Genomic DNA, 23,941 nt, shown 5'->3' on the forward strand with positions numbered 1-23,941 from the left:
AGCGGTAGTTCAGTCGGTTAGAATACCTGCCTGTCACGCAGGGGGTCGCGGGTTCGAGTCCCGTCCGTTCCGCCACTTATTAAAAGCCCTGAGCTCACGCTCAGGGCTTTTTTCTTATCTGACGTTTAATTATTGCGAAATTAGCAAAAATCCTCTGCGTTTTGCGATCTTTTTCTCTATAACAACGCCAGCGATAATCTTCCTCAGTTTACGAACATAATGATTGAGGAATAGTATGACTCTCCCTGCATTTGGTCTTGGCACTTTCCGCCTGAAAGACGACGTTGTTATCGCATCGGTTAAAACCGCACTTGAACTGGGCTATCGTGCAGTTGATACGGCACAGATCTATGAAAACGAAGCTGCCGTTGGACAAGCTCTCGAAGAGAGCGGTGTACCGCGTAACGAACTGTTTATCACCACGAAAATCTGGATTGAGAATCTCAGCAAAGATAAGCTGATCCCTAGTCTGAAAGAGAGCCTGAAAAAACTGCGTACTGACTACGTAGATCTGACGCTGATCCACTGGCCATCACCGAATGATGCCGTCTCAGTAGAAGAATTCATGCAGGCGCTGCTGGAAGCGAAAAAACAGGGCTTAACCCGCGAAATTGGGATCTCCAACTTCACCATTCCGCTGATGGAAAAAGCCATTGCCGCTGTTGGCGCAGAAAATATTGCGACCAACCAGATTGAGCTGTCTCCATACCTGCAAAACCGCAAAGTCGTGGACTGGGCAAAACAGCACGGGATCCACATCACTTCATACATGACGCTGGCCTACGGTAAAGCGCTGAAAGATGAAGTGATTAGACGTATCGCAGAGAAACATAACGCCACTGCTGCGCAGGTGATTCTGGCATGGGCAATGGGTGAAGGTTATGCCGTGATCCCATCATCAACTAAACGTGAAAACCTGGCCAGCAATCTGTTGGCAACGGATCTTCATCTGGATGCTGACGATAAAAAAGCGATCGCAGCACTGGAGTGCAACGATCGCCTGGTAAGCCCGGAAGGTTTAGCTCCTGACTGGGATTAAGTTTGACCCACCCTCTGTAACCTGAACCCTCACACAGCTCCTCCGGGAGCTGTTTTTATATGTTCACTCAGGAAGTCAATAAAGGCGCGAATGCGCGTGCTTACCGCTCTGTCACTGTAATACACTGCGCTAAAGGGCATTTCGACCGGCAGACGTTTGTCGGCCATCAGCTCCACCAGTTCACCCCGCGCTATCTCCTTATCAATCATATAGTCTGATAAACAGGCGATCCCGTTCCCTTCCAGGCACAGCTGTTTGAGCGTCTCTCCGCTGTTAGACGATAATCCGCAGGTAATCTCATGAAGTTGACCATCATGACAGGCGACAGGCCAGGTGTTCAGCGACACAGGCTCCGTAAAGCCCAGGCACAGATGCTGCTTCAATTCTTCAACCGTCTCCGGTTTACCATGTTCAGCAATATACTCTGGTGATGCGATAATTTTGCGGTAGCTGGCAAACAGAGGGCGGGCGCGCAAGCTTGAATCTGTCAGGGTTCCCGCCCGGATAGCCACATCCACTTTCCGTTCGATGAGGTTGATAAACGTCTCTGAGGAGACCAGCGAAAGCGTCATCTCAGGATAACGTTCGCGGAAAGGTTTGATCAGCGGCATCAGAAAGTGAAGCACGACCGGCGTGGCCGCATCAATGCGCAGCAATCCACGCGGCGTACTGCGGCTCTCCATAATCTCCGTCTCTGCTGCAGCCATCTCCTGCAGTACCGACTGCACGCGGCGGAAGTAACGCTCTCCTTCTTCCGTCAGGCTCAGCTGCCGCGTCGTACGGTTGAGCAGACTCACTCCAAGCTTCATCTCCAGTTTTTTTACCGAACGGCTGATGGCCGAGTTAGCCTGTCCCAGCTGTTCGGCCGCGCGGCTAAAGCTGCCGCTTTCAACGACGGCGACAAAGATTGTCAGCTCTTCCGATGTTGCTTTCATTGTTGCACCACCTGCAAAATTCTATTGAGATTTTGACCATTTTTGTTATTTAATCACTGGTGCATACTGCCTGTCATCTTAATCCTGATGATACGGAGTATTTTATGCCACTGGCGCTACTTGCCCTGACGATCAGTGCCTTCGCAATTGGCACGACCGAATTTGTTATAGTGGGCCTGGTTCCCACTATTGCTAACCAGCTTGCGATCTCGTTGCCCTCTGCGGGGTTGCTGGTATCTATCTACGCCCTTGGCGTCGCCGTCGGTGCGCCCGTGCTGACGGCCCTGACCGGACGTTTTCCGCGTAAGCAGCTGTTAGTCGCGCTGATGGTGTTGTTCACCGCCGGCAACCTTCTGGCCTGGCAGGCGCCGGACTACACCACGCTGGTAATTGCGCGTCTGTTAACCGGCCTTGCACACGGCGTGTTTTTCTCGATAGGTTCCACCATTGCGACCAGCCTGGTACCCAAAGAGAAAGCGGCTTCAGCCATTGCGATTATGTTTGGTGGGCTGACCGTCGCACTCGTTACGGGCGTACCGTTGGGAACGTTTATCGGACAACACTTCGGCTGGCGTGAAACGTTCCTTGCCGTCTCCTTACTGGGTGTAATCGCCCTGGTGGCCAGCCTGCTGCTGGTGCCGTCGAATATTCCAGGCCGGGCAAGCGCCAGCCTACGCGATCAGCTGAAGGTGCTCATGCATCCGCGTTTGCTGATTATCTATGCGGTAACTGCGCTGGGCTATGGCGGCGTATTCACCGCCTTTACCTTCCTGGCGCCGATGATGCAGGACCTGGCGGGCTTCTCACCCAATGCCGTGAGCTGGATTTTGCTGGGATACGGTATTTCCGTTGCCATTGGCAATATCTGGGGCGGCAAGCTTGCAGATAAGCATGGTGCGGTACCGGCGCTGAAATTCATCTTCGCCGCCCTGGTGGTTCTGCTGATGATTTTCCAGTTCACGGCTTCGGTACACTACGCCGCGCTGGTCACTGTGCTGGTCATGGGGATCTTTGCCTTTGGTAATGTCCCCGGGCTTCAGGTTTACGTTGTCCAGAAAGCTGAGCTCTATACGCCAAATGCGGTGGATGCGGCGTCCGGTCTGAACATTGCCGCATTTAATATCGGCATCGCGCTGGGCTCCATCATTGGCGGGCAAACCGTAGCGCATATTGGATTAGCCCAGACCCCGTGGATTGGCGCGGTGATTGTCCTGGTCGCCTTCCTGCTGATTGGCCTGAGTGGACGTCTGGATAAGCCAGCCTGCATCGCGCTGGGTTAACATCAGTAAGTGCTTGCTTACAAAACTGGAAAGCGGTTTCTCAGAAATTGCGTTGAAAGTATGACCTAAAGTCCCTATAACATTAGAACCAGTCCGTTTTCCGGGCTGGTCCATGTTACAGAGGCTGTTTCCAAAAGTGCGAAAGAATACCTATGCCATGCGTTATGTTGCCGGAATGCCCGCGGAGAGAATTATGCCTCCGGGGTCATTTGCGAGTATTAGCCAGGCATTGCCCGCCGGTACGCCGTTAAGCAGCGATGATAAAATTCGGGTCCTGGTGTGGAATATCTTTAAGCAGCAGCGTGCCGAGTGGTTATCGGTACTCAAGAATTTTGGAAAAGATGCCCACCTGGTTCTGCTCCAGGAGGCACAAACCACCCCTGAACTGGTACGCTTTGCCACCACGAACTATCTTGCCGCCGACCAGGTGCCTGCATTTGTCCTGCCGCAACACCCCTCCGGTGTGATGACGCTTTCCGCCGCGCATCCGGTTTATTGCTGCCCTCTGCGTGAGCGCGAGCCTATCCTGCGTCTGGCTAAATCGGCGCTGGTAACCGTCTATCCGCTTCCGGACACCCGAATGCTGATGGTCGTGAATATCCATGCGGTAAATTTCAGTTTGGGTGTGGATGTCTACAGTAAGCAGTTACTTCCGATCGGCGATCAGATTGCCCATCACAGCGGGCCCATTATTATGGCCGGCGATTTCAATGCCTGGAGCCGTCCGCGCATGAATGCGCTGTACCGCTTTGCGCGCGAAATGTCGCTGCGTGAAGTTCGTTTTAGCGATGACCAGCGCAAAAAAGCCTTTGGTCGTCCTCTCGATTTTGTCTTCTATCGTGGTTTGAGCGTGCACGACGCCTCGGTTCTGGTGACGCGTGCCTCCGATCATAATCCTCTACTAGTCGAATTCAGTCCCGGCAAACCTGATAAATAATGGTGTGTCAGGTCTGCCGTGGGGCAGGCCTGTGCGGGTGCTGCCCTTTATTTTTCACTCACAAAGGACAGTACGATGACAACAACACGCTCCCATCATGACAACGTAGAAAAACAGTTTGGTTCTCAGGCAAGTGCCTATCTGAGCAGCGCCGTGCATGCTTCTGGCCGCGATCTGGTGCGTCTCGGTGAACGTCTGGCGGCGTTCCCGCAGGCGCACGTTCTGGATTTAGGCTGCGGGGCAGGGCATGCCAGCTTTACGGCTGCGCAGCAGGTCGCGCACGTTACCGCGTATGACTTATCCAGCCAGATGCTGGACGTCGTTGCCGGGGCGGCGAAAGCGAAGGGGCTGGACAACATCGATACGCGCCAGGGCTATGCCGAATCCTTACCGTTCGAAGATGCGTCGTTTGAAGTGGTAATCAGCCGTTATTCCGCGCACCACTGGCATGATGTCGGCCAGGCATTGCGCGAGGTTAAACGTGTTCTTAAGCCGGGCGGCACCTTCATCATTATGGATGTAATGTCTCCTGGACACCCGGTGCGCAATATCTGGCTGCAAACGGTAGAAGCGCTGCGTGATACCTCGCACGTGCAAAACTACGCCAGCGGAGAGTGGTTGTCGCTTATCACTGAAGCGGGGCTGATCGCGCGTGCGTTGATTACCGATCGCTTACCGCTGGAGTTCAGCTCCTGGATCGCGCGTATGCGCACCCCGGAAGCATTGAGCCAGGCGATCAGGCTCTATCAGGAGAGTGCGTCCGCGGAGGTAAAGGCGTACTTTGAACTGCAGGAAGATGGATCGTTTACCAGCGATACCATCATGGCCGAAGCGCAAAAAGCGGAATAAACAAAAAAGGCACCGAGGGGAATCGGTGCCTTTTTATCTTTCGATCGTGTTATCAGGAGTCTGGCGTCGCGCTGTTCTTCACAAACAGCGTCAGCTGGTCGCCAGGTTTCAGATTGTCAGTATCATTGTTCCAGCGCATCACATCCTTGATGTTTACGCCGTGCCGTTTTGCGATACTGGACAGTGAATCGCCCTTGCGCACGCGATAGGTAATGCTATCGCTGTTGCTGGCGAGACGCTGTGCGCTGCTACCTGCACCCACCGTCAGAGTCTGACCCACTTTCAGGCCGGAGCTGCGCAGGTTATTCCACTGCTGCAGATCTTTCGCATTCACGCCAAGACGTGAAGCAATGCCCGAAAGCGTATCACCTGAACGAACCTTATAGCTGCGGCTGTTAACTGATGATGCATCCGCGATCAGCGTTGACTGAACGGCGGCGATTTCACCAGAAGCTAAAGACTCACGTAACTGCTCAGCATGTTTCTGCGGAACCATTACATACTGCGGGCCACTTGCCCCCAGGGTTGAGCCTTTAACGCCAGCATTAAAGGTTTTCAATTTACTTACCGACATACCCGTCATATCAGCAACCTGTTGAATATCAACCGGATTACTGAGGCGAACACGCGCCAGTGCACGACTTTCGTCTGGTGTTGGCAGTTGTACACCGTAACGCTTGCTGTTCTTGAGAATATCGCTCAATGCCAGCATTTTCGGTACGTAAATCTTTGTTTCCTGTGGCAGTGAGAGCGACCAAAAATCGGTGGATTTACCCCGTGCTTTATTCGCTTTCATTGCCTTCAGTACACGACCTTCGCCACTATTATACGCTGCGACCGTTAACAGCCAGTCGCCGTCAAACATCTTGTTCAGACGTTGCATCATGTCGAGAGCGGCTGTCGTTGAAGCGACAACATCGCGACGCGCATCATAGTTGCGGGTCTGTTTCAGACCATAGTTTCGCCCGGTGCTCGGAATGATCTGCCAAATGCCTGCGGCATTGGCGCCAGACGTCGCGTGTGGGTCAAAAGCGCTCTCCACTATGGGTAGGAGTACCAGCTCCATAGGCATGTTACGTTTCTTAACTTGCCCGGCTATCCAGTACATATACGGCTCTGCCCGTAACGTTACATCGTGGAGATAGCTCTTATTACTTAAATACTTCTGTTTCTGTTCGCGAATCCGGGGATTTTCCGGAATTCCCATCTTTAGCTCGTCGCCAATAGAGGTCCACAAGTCTTGATCCTGCGCGTAAGATGTTCCATCGTCCATCCAGCGCGCCGAACTTGCAAACTTCCCTGCTTCCCCTTGACCAGCCGCAGAAAGGCTCTGTGCGTGCTGTTGTACGTTGCTGCCGTTTTGCGACTGGCAACCTACAAGCAGGACAGAGGCGAGTAATATCGCTTTTGCCTTCATGTGTGTGTCAATAGTTGCTTAAAAGACGAGCGATGATAACGGCGAAATTTTGAAAAGGCAACCCGCAATTATCTGAAGTTATCTTTCTTTGACCTTAACCATGCAAATCGTTGTTCTGGTTGTTGCAAATTTGTTTCTTGGTTAATTTTATTAATTAAATCAATATCATCTGTGCGTAAAAATAAATTAATTTGGCGCTCATTTTTCAGAATTACGGGGAGTGTTTTTTGGTTTTTTGCACGTAACTCCTTCACTTTGTGATAATAATCCTGAATCGCTCGATCCTCGGGTAAGAGGCTCACGGCAAACTTCATATTTCCTAATGTATACTCATGGGCGCAACAAATGAGCGTCTCATCGGGTAGCGCGTTAATCTTCTGTAAAGACTGGTACATTTGAGCTGGTGTGCCTTCAAACAGTCTTCCGCAGCCTCCGGAGAACAGCGTATCGCCGCAAAAAAGATAAGGCTTACTGTAGAAACACAGATGTCCCAAAGTGTGACCCGGTGTAGCAAATACGGAAAACTCCCACTCGCGTATGAGGATATTTTCGCCTTCTTCGACTACTTGCGTGATCCCCTTATCTTGTGCCTCTGCCGGTCCGTAAACCACAAGATGCGGAAAATGAGCGCGCAGTTCAGGCACGCCGCCAGTGTGATCGTTATGATGATGCGTCAACAGAATGGCTTCTGGCTGCCAGCCGTTCTCTTTTATGGCGTGCAGTACAGGGCCGGATTCTCCGGGATCGACAATGACGCAGCGGCGTTCGTCGTCAACCAAAACCCAGATGTAATTGTCCTGAAACGCTGGAATACTGATAAGATTCATACATTACCTCTTAGAGCGTGGCGGGTGTTTTGATGAAACCGGCAAGGATACCTCAGACTGTCGCAGCACCGGAACGTTGGGCGGAATTGCCCTGGGGTGAATACTATCGCGAAGCGTTAGAACAACAGCTGAAGCCCTGGCTCGCGAAAATGTATGGCTTTCACCTGCTTAAGATTGGCAATCTCAGCGCGGAAATCAATACCGAAAGCTGCGCTATCTCGCATCAGGTTAACGTTTCTCTCGGCGGATCGCCGGTCCAGGTGAAAGCAGATCCGTTGCATCTGCCGTTTGCGGAAAAATCCGTCGATGCGTGTTTGCTCGCTCACACGCTGCCCTGGTGCAGCGATCCGCATCGTCTGCTTCGTGAAGCCGATCGCGTGCTGATTGATGACGGCTGGCTGGTACTTAGCGGATTCAATCCGCTAAGCCTGATGGGCCTGCGTAAGCTAGTACCGGTGCTACGCCGGACTCCACCTTACAACAGCCGGATGTTCACCATGATGCGCCAGCTCGACTGGCTTTCACTGCTGAACTTTGAAGTGCTTTGCTACGGCGGTTTTCAGGTGCTGCCCTGGGCGAGGCAGGGGGGCGTGGTACTGAGCACCCATCTCCCCGCATTGGGCTGTTTGCAGTTTATCGTTGCGCGTAAGCGAACCATTCCCCTTACGCTTAACCCTATGAAGCAGAGCAAGTCGAAAACGCCCATCCGCCAGACCGTTGGCGCCACGCGGCAGTACAAAAAAACCGATTAGACGTCGGGCTGATAGCCCGCATCTTCATGTGCGGGATTAGATGCCGCAGCGCGCGCCAGTTCGTCGCAGCGTTCGTTTTCCGGATGGCCAGCGTGGCCTTTAACCCACTCCCACTTAATCTGGTGTTGGCCCAGCGCAGCATCAAGACGTTTCCAGAGATCGACGTTCTTGACCGGCTTCTTATCGGCAGTTTTCCAGCCGCGTTTTTTCCAGTTATGGATCCACTGGGTGATCCCCTGACGCACGTACTGACTGTCGGTGCTTAACACCACGTCACAATGTTCTTTTAACGCCTCCAGCGCCACGATGGCCGCCATCAACTCCATTCGGTTGTTGGTGGTCAGAAAATAGCCTTCGCTAAAGGTTTTTTCGTGCTGGCGATAGCGCATAATCGCGCCGTAGCCGCCCGGCCCTGGGTTACCGAGACAAGATCCATCGGTGAAAATTTCTACCTGTTTACGCATCTCTGGTAGACTTCCTGTATTCGAAACGTTCAGTTAAACGATAAGTCTGACATAAATGACCGCTATGAGCACTGCAATTACTCGCCAGATTGTCCTCGATACCGAAACCACCGGTATGAACCAGATCGGCGCGCACTACGAAGGGCATAAGATCATCGAGATCGGCGCCGTTGAAGTGGTGAACCGTCGTCTTACGGGGAACAACTTCCACGTCTACCTCAAACCCGACCGGCTGGTGGATCCGGAAGCGTTCGGCGTTCACGGTATTGCCGATGAGTTCTTGCTGGATCAGCCGACTTTTGCGGATGTCGCTGACGAGTTCCTGGAATATATCAGGGGCGCCGAGCTTGTCATCCATAACGCATCGTTCGATATCGGCTTTATGGATTATGAATTCAGCAAGCTTAATCGTGATATCCCGAAGACGAACACTTTCTGTAAGGTGACGGATAGCCTGGCGCTGGCAAGGAAGATGTTCCCCGGCAAGCGTAACAGCCTGGATGCACTCTGCTCGCGCTACGAGATAGACAATACCAAGCGAACGCTCCACGGGGCGTTGCTCGATGCCCAGATCCTGGCCGATGTCTATCTGACGATGACCGGCGGGCAGACGTCAATGAAGTTCAGTATGGAAAATGAATCCCAGCAGACGCAAGGCGAAGCGGGCATTCAGCGTGTTGTCCGTCAGGCCAGTCGGTTGCGGGTTATTTTAGCCAGTGACGAAGAGCTTCTTAATCACGAATCCCGGCTTGATCTGGTCCAGAAGAAGGGCGGCAGCTGTTTGTGGCGCGCCTGAAAAACGCCTTAATGCCTGTAAAATCATCGTTTGGGCGATTTTTGCAGCAAACGATTCAAAACGTGAGAAAAAGCGTTGACGAGATCGGAGGCGCACCGTAATATGCGCCTCGTTCCCCAAACGGGAACAGTGGAGCGGTAGTTCAGTCGGTTAGAATACCTGCCTGTCACGCAGGGGGTCGCGGGTTCGAGTCCCGTCCGTTCCGCCACTATTCAGAAGGCCTGAATCAGAAATGATTCAGGCCTTCGTCGTTTCAGCCTTCTGTAATCTCATCCTCTCACTTATTGTTAACATAAAGTTAATATGCATGGTGCAATTTATTAACAATTGCACAGGTGTAGTGCATTATTTGCACTATGGTTGTGCATTTCTCCATCGATCCTCTCCTCGCACCTCGTTCAGAATGTTTCTTTCTGTAAAAATAATTCACGCAGAATCATTTGGTTAACTCCTGCTTTCCAAAAATATGCCGAACCAATTAAGTATTGGTTTGGTTATTGCTTAATCATTAGCACGATAAGCTTCATTCCATATCAATAACTTATCGTTAATAAAAATAAAGCAATGATGAAAGCGAGCGAACCAATATGGAAAAACCGTCACGGTTTCTGGCAAATTCCAGCACCGCGCTTGAGCAGCTGCGCGGGCTTATCAACCAGCATGAGTCAACACCAGGCATACCGCTGCCCACGGAACGTGAGCTGTCGGACACTCTCGGCGTAGGACGACGTGAAGTGCGTCGTGCGCTGGACGTGCTGGAAGAAGAGGGCCGCATCTGGCGTAAGCAGGGCAAAGGGACCTTTATTGGCCCGGCGGCACCTGTTGAACCGCTGGCCCTTCAGGGATTGGTTCAGCAGACCAACCTTCTGGAAGTAATGGAAGCTCGTTTACAGCTCGAACCCGGCTTAGCCCGGCTTGCGGCACTGCGTGCCACCAGGGAAAACCTCGCGCTCATGCAGCGCATGCTGGAACGCATCGATAAGGTCAGTCCGGATGACCGCGATCTCAACGAACTCTGGGACAGCGCCTTTCACCGGGCGATTGCCGAGGCGGCGGGCAACCGTCTGATGCTTGGCCTGTTTGATGCCATTGATGCCGTGCGGCGCGAACCGGGCTGGCAGCATCTGCGCGAATTAGCCCGCACACCCGAACGTGTCGACAGCTATAACGACCACCACCATAAGATCATGTCTGCGATTATCCATCGCCAGCCTAATGAAGCCGCGGCCGCCATGCGCGAACACCTGCTCAGCCTGCAAACCGCCCTGATTCAGGCGATTCACCTTGAGGACGACTTCACGCCATGACGACAATACCCTTTAAGGACGCCAAGCCCGTATTGCGGCTGAATAATCTCAACGTCAGGTTTTCCGGCTCGCCGGTGAGCGTGCTTGACGGCATTTCTCTGACGGTCAAAGCGGGCGAAACGCTGGCGCTGGTGGGAGAGTCCGGCTGCGGAAAAAGTATTACCTCGTTAGCGCTGATGGGGTTACTGCCCGCCAGCGCGCAGATTGTCAGCGGTGAGATGCAGTTTCGCCGCCACGATCTGCGAAAGCTCTCGCCGCGGGAATATGCCGATCTGCGCGGCAGCGAGCTGGCCATGATTTTCCAGGAGCCGATGACCTCGCTCAATCCGGCGTTTACGCTGGGCGATCAGCTTAGCGAAGCGGTTATGCGACACCAGAACGTCTCGCGCGCAGAGGCGACGAAGGTCGCGCTGCAGATCCTCGAGAAGGTACAGATCCCGGCGGCCGAGATGCGCCTGAAAGCGTATCCCCACCAGCTTTCCGGCGGCATGCGCCAGCGCGTGATGATTGCGATGGCGCTGATTAACCACCCCAAACTGCTGATTGCCGACGAGCCGACCACCGCGCTCGACGTCACCATCCAGGCACAAATCCTCGCCTTGCTCAACGCCTTAAAAGAGGAAACCGGCACGGCGGTGCTGATGATCACCCACGATTTAGGCGTCGTGGCAGAAGTCGCCCAGCAGGTCGCGGTGATGTATGCCGGGCAGGTGGTGGAGCAGGGGAGCGTGGAGGCGATATTCGCCGATCCGCAGCACCCGTACACCATCGGCCTGATGGGGTCGATCCCCTCGTTGGGCGCACGCAAGGGCCAGCTCTCCACCATTCCCGGCGCGGTCCCGCTCCCGGAATCCATGCCGAAAGGCTGCCGTTTTGCCACCCGCTGCCCGTTTGCGCAGTCCCGCTGCCATGCTGAAAAGCCGTCGCTCACCGCGCTCGGCGCGGGCCATCAGGTGGCCTGCTTCCGCGTGCCGCTCGAACAGCACATTGCCCTGGGAGAAATCGCATGACCACGCCCATTCTTGAAGCCCGTGATCTCAGCAAGCTTTTCCCCGGCCCCAAAAAACTCTTTACCCCGGCACGGTTTGTCACGGCGGTCGATCGCGTTTCGCTTGCCGTGATGCCGGGCGAAACGCTGGCGATTGTCGGCGAGTCTGGCTCCGGGAAATCTACCCTCGGTCGTCTGCTGCTGCGCCTGCTGGCCGCCAGCGAAGGGCGCGTGTTTTACCAGGGGGAGGAGATCACCGACGCCTCCGGTGCCCGCCTGAACCAGCTCCGGCGCGAGCTGCAGATTATTTTTCAGGATCCCTTCGCCTCGCTGAACCCGCGCATGACGGTGGAGCAGATCGTCGGTGAGCCGCTGTGGCTGCACCAGAACATGAAAAAAGCTGACCGTCAGTACCGCGTTGCCGAGCTGCTCAAAACCGTAGGCCTACCTGCCGCCTGGGCCGGGCGCTATCCGCACGAGTTTTCCGGCGGACAGCGCCAGCGTATCGGCATTGCGCGCGCGCTGGCCTCGGGACCGAAGCTGCTGCTGGGTGACGAGCCGGTGTCCGCGCTGGACGTCTCCGTTCAGGCGCAGGTGGTCAACCTTCTGGAAAGCCTGAAGCACCAGCTGGGGCTGACGATGGTGATTGTCGCCCACGGTCTGGCGGTGATCCGCCATATGAGCGACCGCGTGGCGGTCATGTATCTCGGGCAAATCGTCGAGCTGGCCACCGTCGACGAGATCTTCGACGCGCCGCTGCACCCCTACACCCAGGCGCTGATCGCCTCGGCACCGCAGATGCAGCCTGGCGTTGAGCGAGATGCGCCGCTGCTGCAGGGAGACTTACCCAACCCGGCCAGCCCGCCGTCCGGCTGTCGTTTCCACACCCGCTGCCCGTACGTTACCGATGAATGCCGCCAGGCCGAGCCGATCAATCAGGTGCTCGACGGCGGGCGTCAGGTTGCCTGCCACCGCTGGCAGGAGATCAACCGCGATCGCAGCGTTATCCTGAGCGCACCGCCATCCGCCGCTTTTCTGCGCCGCCGCGCGCTGTTTGAACACGCGGCCACTCACTCGTCCCTTCCTTCAAGGAACTCATGATAATGACAATGCGTAATTCTCTTTTGACCGTACTGGGAAGTGTTATGTTACTTGGCGCGGCGCTGCCCGCCCATTCTGAAAGCGTGCTGCGGATCGGCCTGGGTGCAGACCCGGACATGCTCGACCCGCATCTGGCGCGCACCTACTATGGCCGCTTCGTGTTTGCCTCCCTGTGCGACAGGCTGGTGGACGTGGATGAAAATCTGAAGGTCGTCCCCGGCCTGGCTAAAGACTGGGCGTGGAGTGACGACGGTAAAACCCTGACGCTCAATCTGCGCGAAGGCGTCACCTTCCACGACGGTGAGAAATTCGATGCCGCCGCCGCAAAATACAACCTCGACCGCGCCCTGACCCTGAAAGGCTCCCTGCGTAAAAGCGAGATCTCCTCCGTTGAATCGGTCGAGGTCACCGGCCCGATGCAGATTGCGCTGCACCTGAAAACGCCCGATGCCGCGCTGCTGATGCAGCTCACCGACCGTGCGGGCGCAATGATGGCCCCGGAGGCGGCGAAAAAGCCTGACTTTGCCGCCCACCCGGTCTGCTCCGGCCCGTACAAGTTTGACAGCCGCGTGTCCCAGGACCGCATCGCGCTGACCCGCTTCGACAACTACTGGAATAAAGACGCCTACCACTTCGACAAAATCATCTATCTGCCGATCCCGGATGCCTCCGTGCGCCTCGCGAACCTGCGCGCGGGCGATCTTGACCTCACCGAAGGCATCGCCGCCAGCGACGTGAAAACGGTCGAAGCCGACAGCAAGCTGGCGCTGGCGAAGGTAACCGGTCTCGGCTATCAGGGCATCACCTTTAACATCAACAACGGCAAGGTGCCGGCGAACGATCCGTTCAAGGACGCCCGCGTGCGCGAGGCGTTTTCTCAGGCCATCGACCGCGATGCGTTAAACCAGGTGGTCTTTGAAGGGCTGTATACGCCAGCCAACCAGGCGTTTTCCCCGGTCAGCCCGTATCACGTGAATCTACCGGTTCCGCCGCGTGACGTCGACAAGGCCAAAGCGCTGCTGAAGGCGGCAGGCGTCACCGCGCCGCTGACCGTCAACCTGCTGGTGCCGAACAACCCAACCTCGCAGCAGGTGGGCCAGGTGCTGCAGGCGATGGTCGCCGAGGCCGGATTTAACCTGAACCTGCAGATGACCGAATTCGCCACGCTGCTGGATCGACAGCAGAGCGGCGACTATCAGCTGAGCTTCTCCGGCTGGTCGGGACGCCCGGATCCGGACGGCAGCATCTACGGCTTTATCAACAGTAAAGGCACCCTTAACGACGGCCGCTACAGCAACGCGCAGGTCGATGAGTGGCTGACCCAGGCGCGCCAGAGCACCGATCAGGCCGCACGCCAGCCGCTGTACGACAAGGTGGTGAAGCAGCTGCAAACCGACATGCCGATTGCCTACCTCTACTTCGAGCCGCGCATTTTCGGGCTGAACAAAAGCGTGCAGGGCTTTAAGCCGTACCCGGACGGCATCGTGCGTCTGGCGGGTTTAACGCTGGCGAAATAAAGGTCCTGAGGAGAACCCATGCTGGAATTGATTTGCAAACGTCTGCTGCTGGCTATACCAACCCTGCTGCTGGTGAGCATGATGGTGTTCGGGCTGCAAAAGCTGCTGCCCGGCGACCCGCTGATCGCCATGGCCGGGGAGGAGCGCGACCCGGCGGTCATCGCTCAGCTGCGCGCGGAGCTGAATCTCGATGCGCCCATTCCCGTGCAGTATTTCCACTGGCTGACGCGGGCGCTGCAGGGCGATCTGGGCGTCTCCTTACGCACGCACGAACCGGTGACGCAGCTGATCGCCAGCAAGCTGCCGGTCACGCTGGAGCTGTCCCTGCTGGCGATGATTATCGCGCTGGTGTTTGGCATCAGCATGGGGATCCTCGCGGCGGTGAACAAAAACAGCTGGGTCGATCACGGGGCGAACTTCGTGGCGATCTCGGGGATCTCGATCCCGCACTTCTGGCTGGGGATCCTGCTTATTCTGGTCTTTTCGGTGAACCTGCAGTGGTTGCCCGCATCCGGCTACGTGCCGTTCAGTGAAGATCCGCTTCAGAACCTGCGCACGCTGCTGCTGCCCGCGTCCGTGCTCGGAACCGGCCTTGCGGCGACGCTGATGCGCCATACCCGCGCCTCGATGATTGCGGTCCTGAAGGCGGATTACATCCGCACCGCGCGCGCTAAGGGGCTGCTGCCAAAGGCGGTGATCCTGAAGCACGCGTTTCGCAACGCGCTGGTACCGGTCATCACCCTCACCACGCTGCTGTTCGGCGAGCTGCTGGGCGGCGCGGTGCTGACCGAGCAGGTCTTCACCATTCCGGGCTTCGGCAAGATGATCGTCGACTCGGTATTCAACCGTGACTACGCGGTGGTGCAGGGCGTGGTGCTGATCGTGGCGATCGGCTTCCTGATGCTGAACCTGCTGGCCGACGTGCTCTACGTCCTCATCAACCCGAAAATGAGAGGTTAACCATGGCGGAACTGACGACGCAAACCGTTACGCCCGCGCTGCCGCGCGCGCAGAGCCGGGTGCTGAAGAAATTTCTTGCCAATAAAAGCGCGGTGATTGGCGCGGTAGTGGTGGGGTTCTTTGTGCTGGTGGCGCTCCTGGCGCCGTGGATCGCCCCGTTCGATCCGGTCAAGGCTAACTTCCTGGCGGTGCGCAAAGCGCCGTCGGCGATGTACTGGTTCGGCACCGACGAACTGGGGCGCGACATTTTATCCCGCATTATCTGGGGGGCGCGCACCTCGCTGATGGCGGGCTGTATGTCGGTGGTGATTGCTGTGGTTATCGGCGTGCCGCTGGGGCTGGTGGCGGGCTACTTCCAGAAGATGTGGGACGGGGTGATCTCGCGCTTTATCGAGGCGCTGCTGGCCTGTCCGTTCCTGATCATGGCGATCGCGCTGGGGGCATTTTTGGGCCCGAGCCTGACCAACGCGATGATCGCCATCGGTCTTTCGGCGATGCCGATCTTCGCCCGCCTGACGCGCGGGCAGGTGATCGCCATTCGCAACGAAGAGTACATCGACGGCGCGCGGGCGATTGGCCTGCCGGACCGCTGGATCATCATCAAATACGTCCTGCCAAACGTGATGTCACCGATCCTGGTGCAGGCCACGCTGGCGATTGCCTCGGCGATTATCGCCGAAGCCAGCCTGTCGTTTTTAGGGCTGGGGCAGCAGCCGCCCAATCCGTCATGGGGCTCCATGCTCAACACCGCAAAAGGGTTTCTGGAGCAGGCGCCGTGGATGTCCGTTTTCCCCGGCGTGGCGATTTTCCTTGCCGTGCAGGGCTTTAATTTACTCGGCGACGGGCTGCGCGATGCGCTCGATCCGCGCCACGACTAAGGAGTCATGATGACCAAAGCGCTTGATTTTACGTCCGGTTACGCTTCACGCCGCCCGCCGATGATGGGCCATAACGCCGTCGCCACGTCGCAGCCGCTGGCGGCACAGGCGGGAATGAAGATGCTGCAGCTGGGCGGCAACGCCGTGGATGCGGCCATTGCCACCGCGATGGCGCTGACGGTGGTTGAGCCGACCGGCAACGGGATCGGCAGCGACGCCTTTGCCATCGTCTGGGACGGCGAAAAGCTGCACGGCCTGAACGCGTCCGGTCGTTCGCCTGCGAGCTGGCATGCGGATCTGTTTGCCGGAAAAACCGCGGTGCCGGAAATTGGCTGGGACGCGGTGACCGTGCCGGGCGCGGTATCCGGCTGGGTGGCGCTGGCGGAACGCTTCGGCACGCTGCCGCTGACCACGCTGGCGCAGCCTGCCATTGACTACGCGCGCAACGGTTTCCCTGTCTCCCCGCTGATCGGCCATCTCTGGCAGCGCGGCTATAGCAAGCTGAAAGATCAGCCGGGTTTTAGCGCCTGTTTCGCGCCGGAAGGCCGCGCCCCGCGCGTGGGGGAAATCTTCCGTAACCCGGCGCAGGCGAACTCGCTGGAGCTGATTGCCCGCACCAACGGTGAAGCCTTTTACCGCGGCGAGCTGGCGCAGAAAATTGCCGCTTTCGCTAAAGAACACGGCGCGCACCTGACGGCTGAAGATCTGGCAAACCACCGCGTGGACTGGGTAGAGCTGCTGTCGCGCGACTTCGCGGGCGGTTCGGTGCAGGAGCTGCCGCCAAACGGGCAGGGGATCGCCACGCTGATCGCGCTCGGCATTCTGGAGCAGTGCGGCATTGAGAAGCATCATCCGGATTCCGTGCAGTCCCTGCACCTGTCCATTGAGGCGATGAAGCTGGCGCTGGCGGATCTCGACCGCTACGTGGCGGATGAAGAACACATGGCGTTCGCGGCGAAAGAGCTGCTGAGCGACCATTATCTGAAGTCGCGCGCGGCGCTTATCAATCACGAGCACGCCTCTGATTTTGTCTACGGTTCCCCGACCCAGAGCGGCACGGTCTACATCAGCACCGCCGACGCCAGCGGGATGATGGTGTCGTTTATTCAGTCCAACTACATGGGCTTCGGTTCAGGCATCGTGGTGCCGGATACGGGGATCAGCCTGCAAAACCGGGGCTGCGGGTTTGTGCTGGATCCCAATCACTCGAACGCGCTGGCGGGCAGCAAGCGACCGTTCCACACCATCATTCCGGGCTTTGCGATGGACGGCAACGGCCAGCCGCTGATGTCCTTCGGCGTGATGGGCGGCCCGATGCAGGCGCAGGGGCACATGCAGATGGCGCTGCGCATTATGCTGCACGGGCAAAACCCGCAGGCGGCAATCGATGCCCCGCGCTGGCGCGTGGTGCAGGGCAGGGAGGTGATCGTTGAATCGACCTTCGATCGCAATACCATCGCCGCGCTGCGCGAGCGGGGGCATCAGATCGTGGTGGAAGATCCGCTTCAGGATTACAACTTCGGCGGGGCGCAGGTGATTTATCGCCTGCCGGAAGGACACTACGTGGCCGCGACGGAAAGCCGCAAAGACGGGCAGGCGTTGGTGAGTTAATGTTTTATCCTCCCTCTCCCTTGAGGGAGAGGGCTGGGGTGAGGGGGAAAGAACATACGGTTCTGGTGGTCATTCCGTTCACTTCATGTTCCTTGCTACTCTGTAACGACATGACCGGTGAACGTGCCAGGGTGGCTCAATCGCCACCACCCTGGCGACCCGGGCTCCCGGCGGTAAATCGCCGCTTCGCGGTTCCCTCAGCTTATTCCTTCAGGCTATCGGGTCGGGCATGAGCCTGCATCCCTGCAGGCCACGCCCTCTCGGCGCATCCCTGCGCCTCGCCCCGGCCTTACGGAAACGCCTCGGCGATTTACAGCCGGACCAGGGCATCGCTGTAAGCCATTCATTTTCCTGAAGCAACATTCACCGCTTCCGGTTAAAAAAATTACCGGGGATCCCTCAACCCTTTGGGAGAGGGGCGGGGTGAGGGGAAAATTTCACCCAATGCTAAACGGATCCGCATCCTGCCACGCCGGAAACTTCTCCCGATACTCCTTCAGCGCCGTCAATGACAGCTCCGCATCAATCCGCGTCGCCTGATGCGGCTCAGCGGTGGCGATGATCTCGCCCTGCGGATTCACCACCCGGCTGTCGCCGCGATAGTGATGCCCGTTGCCGTCGGTTCCCACGCGGTTACAGCCCACCACGTACGCCTGGTTCTCAATCGCGCGCGCTACCAGCAGCGACTGCCAGTGCAGGGAGCGCGGTGCAGGCCAGTTGGCAACATACAGCGCCAGGTCGTAATCGTTGCGGTTGCGCGACCACACCGGGAAGCGCAGGTCGTAGCAGACCAGCGGCAAAATACGCCAGCCGCGCCACTCGAACACCACGCGTTCGTGACCCGCTTCATAGTGATGATGCTCATCCGCCATGCGGAACAGGTGGCGTTTATCGTAAAAATGCACGTTCCCTTCCGGCTCCACCAGCAGGAAGCGGTTCACCGGCCCGCGATCCGTTTGCAGGGCGGCGCTCCCGGCGATCAGCGCGTTGGTCTGCTGCGCTTTGGCATGCATCCAGGCGACCACCTCATCCTGCGGCATTGACTGTTGTGCCGCTTCCATAGCGAAGCCGGTGGTGAACATCTCCGGCAGGACAATTACATCGCGCCCGGTAATCTCTTCCAGTTGACGATCAAAGTGGCGCAGGTTGGCGGGGCCATCCATCCACACTAAAGGTTGCTGCAAAATCGAAATCTTCAAACCAGGCACGATACAGACTCCTCAAAAGACCGCTTTTTGACACTGTAGCACGTCATTACGAGAAAATGTGGCAATAAAAAACCCCGCGCGAGGCGGGGTTTGTACAAGCGAAACGCGTTACGCTGCTTCAGGCTTGCGGTGCTTCTCCGGGAGCTTTACCGGCTGCGTCGCCAGCTCGTCCGGTTCGAAATCATCCACGTTAATGCTGCGCAGACGGCTCTCTTCGGCTTTCACCAGCAGAGCGGCTTCATCTTTATTGATAATGCCGCCGGCCAGCGCCTGTTTTGCCAGTTCGTCCAGACGGGTAAACGGCAGGTTTTTGCCCAGCTGTTTACAGATTTTCTGGTGAATCGGATCGGCAGCCATCACGTCCAGCAGCGTCTCTTCCAGCAGACCCACCGGGTTATGCGGCGTAGGCGTCAGATACTGACCACGACCGATACGGGAGCGGGTTGCGCTCGGTACCTGCAGGATCTTCGCCACCTTGTGGTCCAGCTTGTCGGACGGCGCCAGGTGGTGACGACCGGTCGGGAAGATCACCACGCGCAGGGCGCCCGCCACAAAGCGGTTCGGGAAGTTCGCCAGCAGGTCGTCAATCGCCTGTTCAGCCTGATACATCGCATCCTGAACGCCCCAGTGCACCAGCGGCAGATCCGCTTCCTGACGGCCTTCGTCGTCGTAGCGCTTCAGGACCGCAGAGGCCAGGAAGATCTGGCTCAGCACATCCCCCAGACGGGCAGAGATACGCTCGCGACGCTTCAGGCTACCGCCCAGCACCGCCATGGAGACGTCAGACAGCAGAGCCAGGTTGGCGCTCAGTCGGTTCAGATGCTGGTAATAACGTTTGGTCGCATCGCCCGTCGGCGTCGCGCTGGTAAGACCGCGCGTCAGGCCCAGCCAGAAGCTGCGTACCTTGTTGCTGCCCACGTGACCGATATGTTTGAACAGCAGCTTATCGAAGGCATCCACGTCGTTGTTCTGCGCGGCAGCCATCTCTTCCAGCACGTACGGATGGCAGCGGATTGCGCCCTGACCGAAGATCATCATGCTGCGGGTCAGGATGTTTGCCCCTTCCACGGTGATGGCAATCGGTGCGCCCTGATAGCCGCGCGCCAGGAAGTTGCCTTCGCCGAGCATAATGCCTTTACCGCCCGCGATATCCATCGCGTCAATGATCGACTGCTGCGCGCGGTGGGTACAGTGGTACTTCACAATCGCGGACAGCACGGCCGGTTTTTCGCCGAGCATAATGCCGTAGGTAATCAGAGAAGCAGCGGCGTCCATCACGTAGGCGTTGCCCGCGATACGCGCCAGCGGCTCTTCGATACCTTCCATCTTGCCGATGGAGATTTTGAACTGACGGCGGATGTGGGCGTATGCGCCAATCCCCATCGCGACCGACTTCAGACCGCCGGTTGAGTTCGACGGCAGGGTAATGCCGCGACCCACAGACAGACATTCCACCAGCATACGCCAGCCCTGACCGGCCATTTTCGGACCGCCGATGATGTAGTCAATCGGCACAAAGATGTCCTGGCCGCGGGTCGGACCGTTCTGGAACGGCACGTTCAGCGGGAAGTGACGACGACCAATTTCAACGCCCGGGGTAGAGGTTGGGATCAGCGCACAGGTAATGCCCAGATCTTCTTCACCGCCCAGCAGTTTTTCCGGGTCAGAGAGCTTAAAGGCCAGACCCAGCACGGTGGCGATAGGCGCCAGGGTGATATAACGCTTGTTCCAGGTCAGGCGCATGCCCAGCACCTGCTCGCCCTGCCACTCGCCCATGCAGACCACGCCGGTATCCGGGATCGCGCCCGCATCGGAGCCCGCTTCCGGGCTGGTCAGCGCGAAGCAAGGGATTTCCTGACCGCGTGCCAGACGCGGCAGGTAGTGATCTTTCTGCTCTTCGGTACCGTAATGCTGCAGCAGTTCACCCGGGCCTAAGGAGTTAGGCACGCCAACGGTAATCGCCAGGATCCCGGAAACGCCCGCCAGCTTTTGCAGGACGCGAGCCTGAGCGTAAGCGGAGAACTCCAGACCGCCGTACTCTTTCTTGATGATCATCGCGAAGAAGCGATGTTCTTTCAGATACGCCCATAACTCAGGCGGCAGGTCGGCCATTTCATGGGTGATGGCAAAATCGTTCGCCATGCGGCACGCTTCTTCCACCGGGCCATCAATAAAGGCCTGTTCTTCAGCGGTCAGACGCGGCTGCGGATAGTTATGCAGCTTTTTCCAGTCCGGGTTGCCCTGGAACAGGTCGCCTTCCCACCAGGTGGTGCCCGCGTCAATCGCTTCTTTCTCGGTACGCGACATTGGCGGCATCACTTTGCGGAAGCCCTTGAACACCGGCGCGGAGATCATGGATTTACGCATCGGGGCTAGGTTAAATGGCAGAAGAATGATAGCGAGAGGGACTAAAAGCCAGATATTCCAGAGGCCTGCGACGCCAAGCGCAGCCGTCCAGGCCAGAAGAATCAGGCTGCTCAGGAATAAACTTACGCGGTGATAGAACAGCACACCGAGCAGTACAACGGTTGCGAGAATGCTCAAAATCATCATAAAGAAAAGCTCCCTTGCTTGTAGGAGGTCTGACCACTTGTGATGATATGGTTGTAGTTGATGTGAATTCCTTTAGCAATGTGTTTACAAAATAATTACAACCTGGTTCACATTGTTCGCGTTTTAGCCGGCACAAAAAATCAAAACGCCGGACGATTCGCATGGCTTTAGCTTCTCGCTTTTCCCGCTATCCGGTACACTCCACTGTGTTATTTCATCAATACTGAAGGATTATCCTCATGTACCAGGATCTTATTCGTAACGAACTGAACGAAGCGGCGGAAACGCTGGCTAACTTTCTAAAAGATGATGCCAATATTCACGCTATTCAGCGCGCAGCGGTCCTGCTGGCCGACAGTTTCAAAGCCGGTGGCAAAGTGCTTTCCTGCGGTAACGGCGGTTCCCACTGTGACGCTATGCACTTCGCAGAAGAGCTGACGGGACGCTATCGCGAAAACCGCCCGGGCTACCCGGCGATTGCGATTTCAGACGTGAGCCACATCTCCTGCGTAGGCAATGACTTCGGTTACGACCACATCTTCTCTCGCTACGTTGAAGCGGTAGGCCGTGAAGGCGACGTGCTGCTGGGGATCTCTACCTCCGGTAACTCCGGCAACGTGATCAAAGCGATCGCCGCCGCGCGTGAAAAAGGGATGAAAGTCATCACCCTGACCGGTAAAGATGGCGGTAAGATGGACGGTACGGCGGATGTCGAAATTCGCGTTCCGCACTTCGGTTATGCTGACCGTATTCAGGAAATTCACATCAAAGTGATCCACATCCTGATTCAACTGATCGAAAAAGAGATGGTTAAGTAAGACTTCGCTGGGGGCACTCTTGCCCCCGCTGTTGTGGAGGTGTTGTATGTGCGAACTGCTCGGGATGAGCGCCAATGTGCCAACCGATATCTGCTTTAGCTTCACCGGGCTGGTTCAGCGCGGTGGAGGAACCGGGCCGCATAAAGACGGCTGGGGCATCACCTTCTACGAAGGCAAAGGGTGTCGCACGTTCAAAGATCCACAGCCCAGCTTTAACTCACCGATTGCCAAACTGGTGCAGGACTATCCCATCAAGTCCCGCTCGGTGATCGCCCACATCCGTCAGGCTAACCGTGGCGAAGTGGCGCTGGAAAATACCCATCCGTTTACCCGCGAGCTGTGGGGCCGTAACTGGACCTATGCGCACAACGGGCAGCTCACGGGCTATAAGTCGCTGGAAACGGGCAATTTCCGCCCGGTAGGCGAAACGGACAGCGAAAAAGCCTTCTGCTGGCTGCTGCACAAGCTGACGGAGCGCTATCCCCGCACGCCCGGCAACATGACTGCCGTGTTCAAATATATCGCGACGCTGGCATCTGAACTGCGTGAAAAAGGCGTGTTCAACATGCTGCTCTCTGACGGCCGCTATGTGATGGCGTTCTGCTCGACGAATCTGTTCTGGATCACCCGCCGTGCGCCGTTTGGCGTTGCGACGCTGCTCGATCAGGATGTGGAGATAGACTTTCAGAAGGAGACCACACCGAACGATGTGGTCACTGTTATCGCAACGCAGCCGCTGACGGGCAACGAAACCTGGCAAAAGATTATGCCAGGCGAGTGGGTGCTATTTTGTCTCGGGGACCGTGTAATTTGACGCCAGCTGTGGATGGACGACTTCGTGGCTCAGCGGTTTGCTGACCACGTAACGGCCATCGACGATAGAGACCACAGGTGGCTTGTGGGTCTGCTCAAAGTAGTCGTAACCCGGCTTCAGCTGTTTCCAGAAATCCGCGTAGTATGAGTACTTGTGACGCGCCATGTTGGCGTCCGTCATGCGGAACGGATAGATGCTGACCTGTACGTTAGGCTGCCCAAAGACCAGCGCGCCCGTCACGAACTGGAAAATCTCATCAATGCCGGAGTCGGTCATCGCATAACAGCCGATAGACACGCAGGCACCGTGGATCATCAGATATTTACCTTCATAACCGTGTGCACGGTCATAGGCATTCGGGAAGCCGATGTTAATGGCTTTATAGAAGCGGCTGTCAGGCTTGAGCTGGCTGCGCTGAACGTTGTAGAACCCTTCCGGACTTTTGAAATCGCCCTGACGCTGTTTTGGCCCCAGTCCGCCGGAATAGTTACAAATTTTGTAACTATCAAGCAGCTGATATGTCTCGCCCATTTTGACAAACAGATCGAGAGTGCGCTCTTCCTTGAAGATCTGAATATAAACCGGCGATCCCATTAACTGCTGTTTATATTCTTTGCTGATCGGCGTCGTTGAGCTATTACTGCTGAGCAGCCCGGCAAACGACATGCACGGCATCAGAAGCATCGCAATGAACAATGCGATTTTACGCATACTACTAGTTCCTTGATAAAACCATGACCAACTTGCCAGGACGGCAAAAGAGACCCGAAATCAGATTATTCTGTTAGGAGCGCTCACATTAGCACCGCTATAGATTTTCGCAAGAGCCGGGCGGTGAGTTTACAAATTAGTTTTACTTTATAAACCATCAAAATTGCGATGGCTCCAGG

General features: G+C 56.7%; 22 protein-coding genes and 1 tRNA gene. 16 read left to right on the forward strand and 7 right to left on the reverse strand.

The features are described 5' to 3' along the window. The first annotated feature begins 235 nt into the window (after positions 1-235). Positions 236-1,039, forward strand: a complete 804-nt coding sequence (dkgB, locus tag ACOTZB_RS05060) for a 2,5-didehydrogluconate reductase DkgB (protein ID WP_047742768.1) — start codon at positions 236-238, stop codon at positions 1,037-1,039. 29 nt (positions 1,040-1,068) lie between these two features. Here dkgB and yafC read toward each other — a convergent pair whose 3' ends face one another. After that, the gene (yafC, locus tag ACOTZB_RS05065; protein WP_421626615.1) at positions 1,069-1,974 is read right to left on the reverse strand and encodes a DNA-binding transcriptional regulator YafC; all 906 of its coding nucleotides are present in this window, start codon (positions 1,972-1,974) and stop codon (positions 1,069-1,071) included. A gap of 104 nt (positions 1,975-2,078) precedes the next feature. Here yafC and ACOTZB_RS05070 point away from each other — a divergent pair, with 104 nt between their 5' ends. From ACOTZB_RS05070 to ACOTZB_RS05080, 3 genes are all read left to right on the forward strand, one after another. Beyond that, a complete protein-coding gene (locus ACOTZB_RS05070) occupies positions 2,079-3,254 on the forward strand; it encodes an MFS transporter (protein ID WP_421626616.1) in 1,176 nt (391 codons plus the stop codon). Positions 3,255-3,390: 136 nt separating this feature from the next. Then, positions 3,391-4,191 (forward strand): endonuclease/exonuclease/phosphatase family protein, encoded by an 801-nt coding sequence (locus ACOTZB_RS05075; protein ID WP_047653284.1) that lies wholly within the window; start codon positions 3,391-3,393, stop codon positions 4,189-4,191. Between the two features lie 75 nt (positions 4,192-4,266). Beyond that, the gene (locus ACOTZB_RS05080) at positions 4,267-5,040 is read left to right on the forward strand and encodes a class I SAM-dependent methyltransferase (protein ID WP_047653254.1); all 774 of its coding nucleotides are present in this window, start codon (positions 4,267-4,269) and stop codon (positions 5,038-5,040) included. A gap of 52 nt (positions 5,041-5,092) precedes the next feature. Here ACOTZB_RS05080 and mltD read toward each other — a convergent pair whose 3' ends face one another. Both mltD and gloB read right to left on the reverse strand, forming a co-directional pair. Beyond that, complete coding sequence (mltD, locus tag ACOTZB_RS05085) at positions 5,093-6,457, reverse strand: murein transglycosylase D (protein WP_032661729.1); 1,365 nt, start codon at positions 6,455-6,457, stop codon at positions 5,093-5,095. 68 nt (positions 6,458-6,525) lie between these two features. After that, on the reverse strand, positions 6,526-7,284 hold the full coding sequence (gene gloB, locus ACOTZB_RS05090) for a hydroxyacylglutathione hydrolase (RefSeq protein WP_421626617.1): 759 nt from the start codon (positions 7,282-7,284) through the stop codon (positions 6,526-6,528). A gap of 32 nt (positions 7,285-7,316) precedes the next feature. Here gloB and ACOTZB_RS05095 point away from each other — a divergent pair, with 32 nt between their 5' ends. Further along, positions 7,317-8,036, forward strand: coding sequence for a class I SAM-dependent methyltransferase (locus ACOTZB_RS05095; RefSeq protein WP_023310484.1), 720 nt, complete (start codon positions 7,317-7,319; stop codon positions 8,034-8,036). On the opposite strand, the gene rnhA is transcribed toward ACOTZB_RS05095, so the two are convergent. Then, a complete protein-coding gene (gene rnhA, locus ACOTZB_RS05100; RefSeq protein WP_023334599.1) occupies positions 8,033-8,500 on the reverse strand; it encodes a ribonuclease HI in 468 nt (155 codons plus the stop codon). The two genes, ACOTZB_RS05095 and rnhA, sit on opposite strands and share 4 nt — an antisense overlap. Before the next feature lie 64 nt (positions 8,501-8,564). Here rnhA and dnaQ point away from each other — a divergent pair, with 64 nt between their 5' ends. The 9 genes from dnaQ (at position 8,565) to ACOTZB_RS05145 (ending at position 17,658) form a co-directional block, all read left to right on the forward strand. Then, positions 8,565-9,296 (forward strand): DNA polymerase III subunit epsilon, encoded by a 732-nt coding sequence (gene dnaQ / locus ACOTZB_RS05105; protein ID WP_421626618.1) that lies wholly within the window; start codon positions 8,565-8,567, stop codon positions 9,294-9,296. A 131-nt stretch (positions 9,297-9,427) separates the two neighbouring features. Continuing rightward, positions 9,428-9,504 (forward strand) — tRNA-Asp (locus ACOTZB_RS05110). 379 nt (positions 9,505-9,883) lie between these two features. Further along, the gene (locus ACOTZB_RS05115) at positions 9,884-10,603 is read left to right on the forward strand and encodes a FadR/GntR family transcriptional regulator (protein WP_023334601.1); all 720 of its coding nucleotides are present in this window, start codon (positions 9,884-9,886) and stop codon (positions 10,601-10,603) included. Then, positions 10,600-11,613 (forward strand): ABC transporter ATP-binding protein, encoded by a 1,014-nt coding sequence (locus ACOTZB_RS05120; protein WP_193804997.1) that lies wholly within the window; start codon positions 10,600-10,602, stop codon positions 11,611-11,613. Before ACOTZB_RS05115 ends, ACOTZB_RS05120 begins: the two co-directional genes overlap by 4 nt. Next, entirely contained in the window at positions 11,610-12,692 is a 1,083-nt protein-coding gene (locus ACOTZB_RS05125; RefSeq protein ID WP_421626619.1) for an ABC transporter ATP-binding protein, read from the forward strand. The genes ACOTZB_RS05120 and ACOTZB_RS05125 overlap by 4 nt, the downstream gene beginning before the upstream one ends. Before the next feature lie 2 nt (positions 12,693-12,694). Continuing rightward, positions 12,695-14,209 carry an ABC transporter substrate-binding protein gene (locus ACOTZB_RS05130; protein ID WP_421626620.1) on the forward strand — a complete coding sequence of 505 codons (1,515 nt, stop codon included), beginning with the start codon at positions 12,695-12,697 and terminating at the stop codon, positions 14,207-14,209. A gap of 18 nt (positions 14,210-14,227) precedes the next feature. Beyond that, positions 14,228-15,169 carry an ABC transporter permease gene (locus ACOTZB_RS05135; RefSeq protein WP_023310491.1) on the forward strand — a complete coding sequence of 314 codons (942 nt, stop codon included), beginning with the start codon at positions 14,228-14,230 and terminating at the stop codon, positions 15,167-15,169. A 2-nt stretch (positions 15,170-15,171) separates the two neighbouring features. Continuing rightward, positions 15,172-16,047 (forward strand): ABC transporter permease, encoded by an 876-nt coding sequence (locus ACOTZB_RS05140; RefSeq protein ID WP_421626621.1) that lies wholly within the window; start codon positions 15,172-15,174, stop codon positions 16,045-16,047. A gap of 9 nt (positions 16,048-16,056) precedes the next feature. After that, on the forward strand, positions 16,057-17,658 hold the full coding sequence (locus ACOTZB_RS05145) for a gamma-glutamyltransferase family protein (RefSeq protein WP_421626934.1): 1,602 nt from the start codon (positions 16,057-16,059) through the stop codon (positions 17,656-17,658). Positions 17,659-18,095: 437 nt separating this feature from the next. On the opposite strand, the gene ACOTZB_RS05150 is transcribed toward ACOTZB_RS05145, so the two are convergent. Continuing rightward, on the reverse strand, positions 18,096-18,866 hold the full coding sequence (locus ACOTZB_RS05150) for an amidohydrolase (RefSeq protein WP_214577607.1): 771 nt from the start codon (positions 18,864-18,866) through the stop codon (positions 18,096-18,098). A gap of 108 nt (positions 18,867-18,974) precedes the next feature. Continuing rightward, positions 18,975-21,419 carry an acyl-CoA dehydrogenase FadE gene (fadE, locus tag ACOTZB_RS05155; protein WP_421626622.1) on the reverse strand — a complete coding sequence of 815 codons (2,445 nt, stop codon included), beginning with the start codon at positions 21,417-21,419 and terminating at the stop codon, positions 18,975-18,977. A 239-nt stretch (positions 21,420-21,658) separates the two neighbouring features. Here fadE and lpcA point away from each other — a divergent pair, with 239 nt between their 5' ends. Continuing rightward, positions 21,659-22,237, forward strand: a complete 579-nt coding sequence (gene lpcA, locus ACOTZB_RS05160) for a D-sedoheptulose 7-phosphate isomerase (protein ID WP_010427884.1) — start codon at positions 21,659-21,661, stop codon at positions 22,235-22,237. A 46-nt stretch (positions 22,238-22,283) separates the two neighbouring features. Then, positions 22,284-23,051, forward strand: a complete 768-nt coding sequence (locus ACOTZB_RS05165) for a class II glutamine amidotransferase (protein WP_023310496.1) — start codon at positions 22,284-22,286, stop codon at positions 23,049-23,051. On the opposite strand, the gene dpaA is transcribed toward ACOTZB_RS05165, so the two are convergent. Beyond that, entirely contained in the window at positions 23,022-23,762 is a 741-nt protein-coding gene (gene dpaA / locus ACOTZB_RS05170; protein WP_023334609.1) for a peptidoglycan meso-diaminopimelic acid protein amidase, read from the reverse strand. The two genes, ACOTZB_RS05165 and dpaA, sit on opposite strands and share 30 nt — an antisense overlap. Between the last annotated feature and the right edge of the window lie 179 nt (positions 23,763-23,941).

Origin of the sequence: Enterobacter cloacae complex sp. SHL020, assembly GCF_049236945.1 — a bacterium.
Taxonomy (GTDB): domain Bacteria; phylum Pseudomonadota; class Gammaproteobacteria; order Enterobacterales; family Enterobacteriaceae; genus Enterobacter; species Enterobacter dykesii.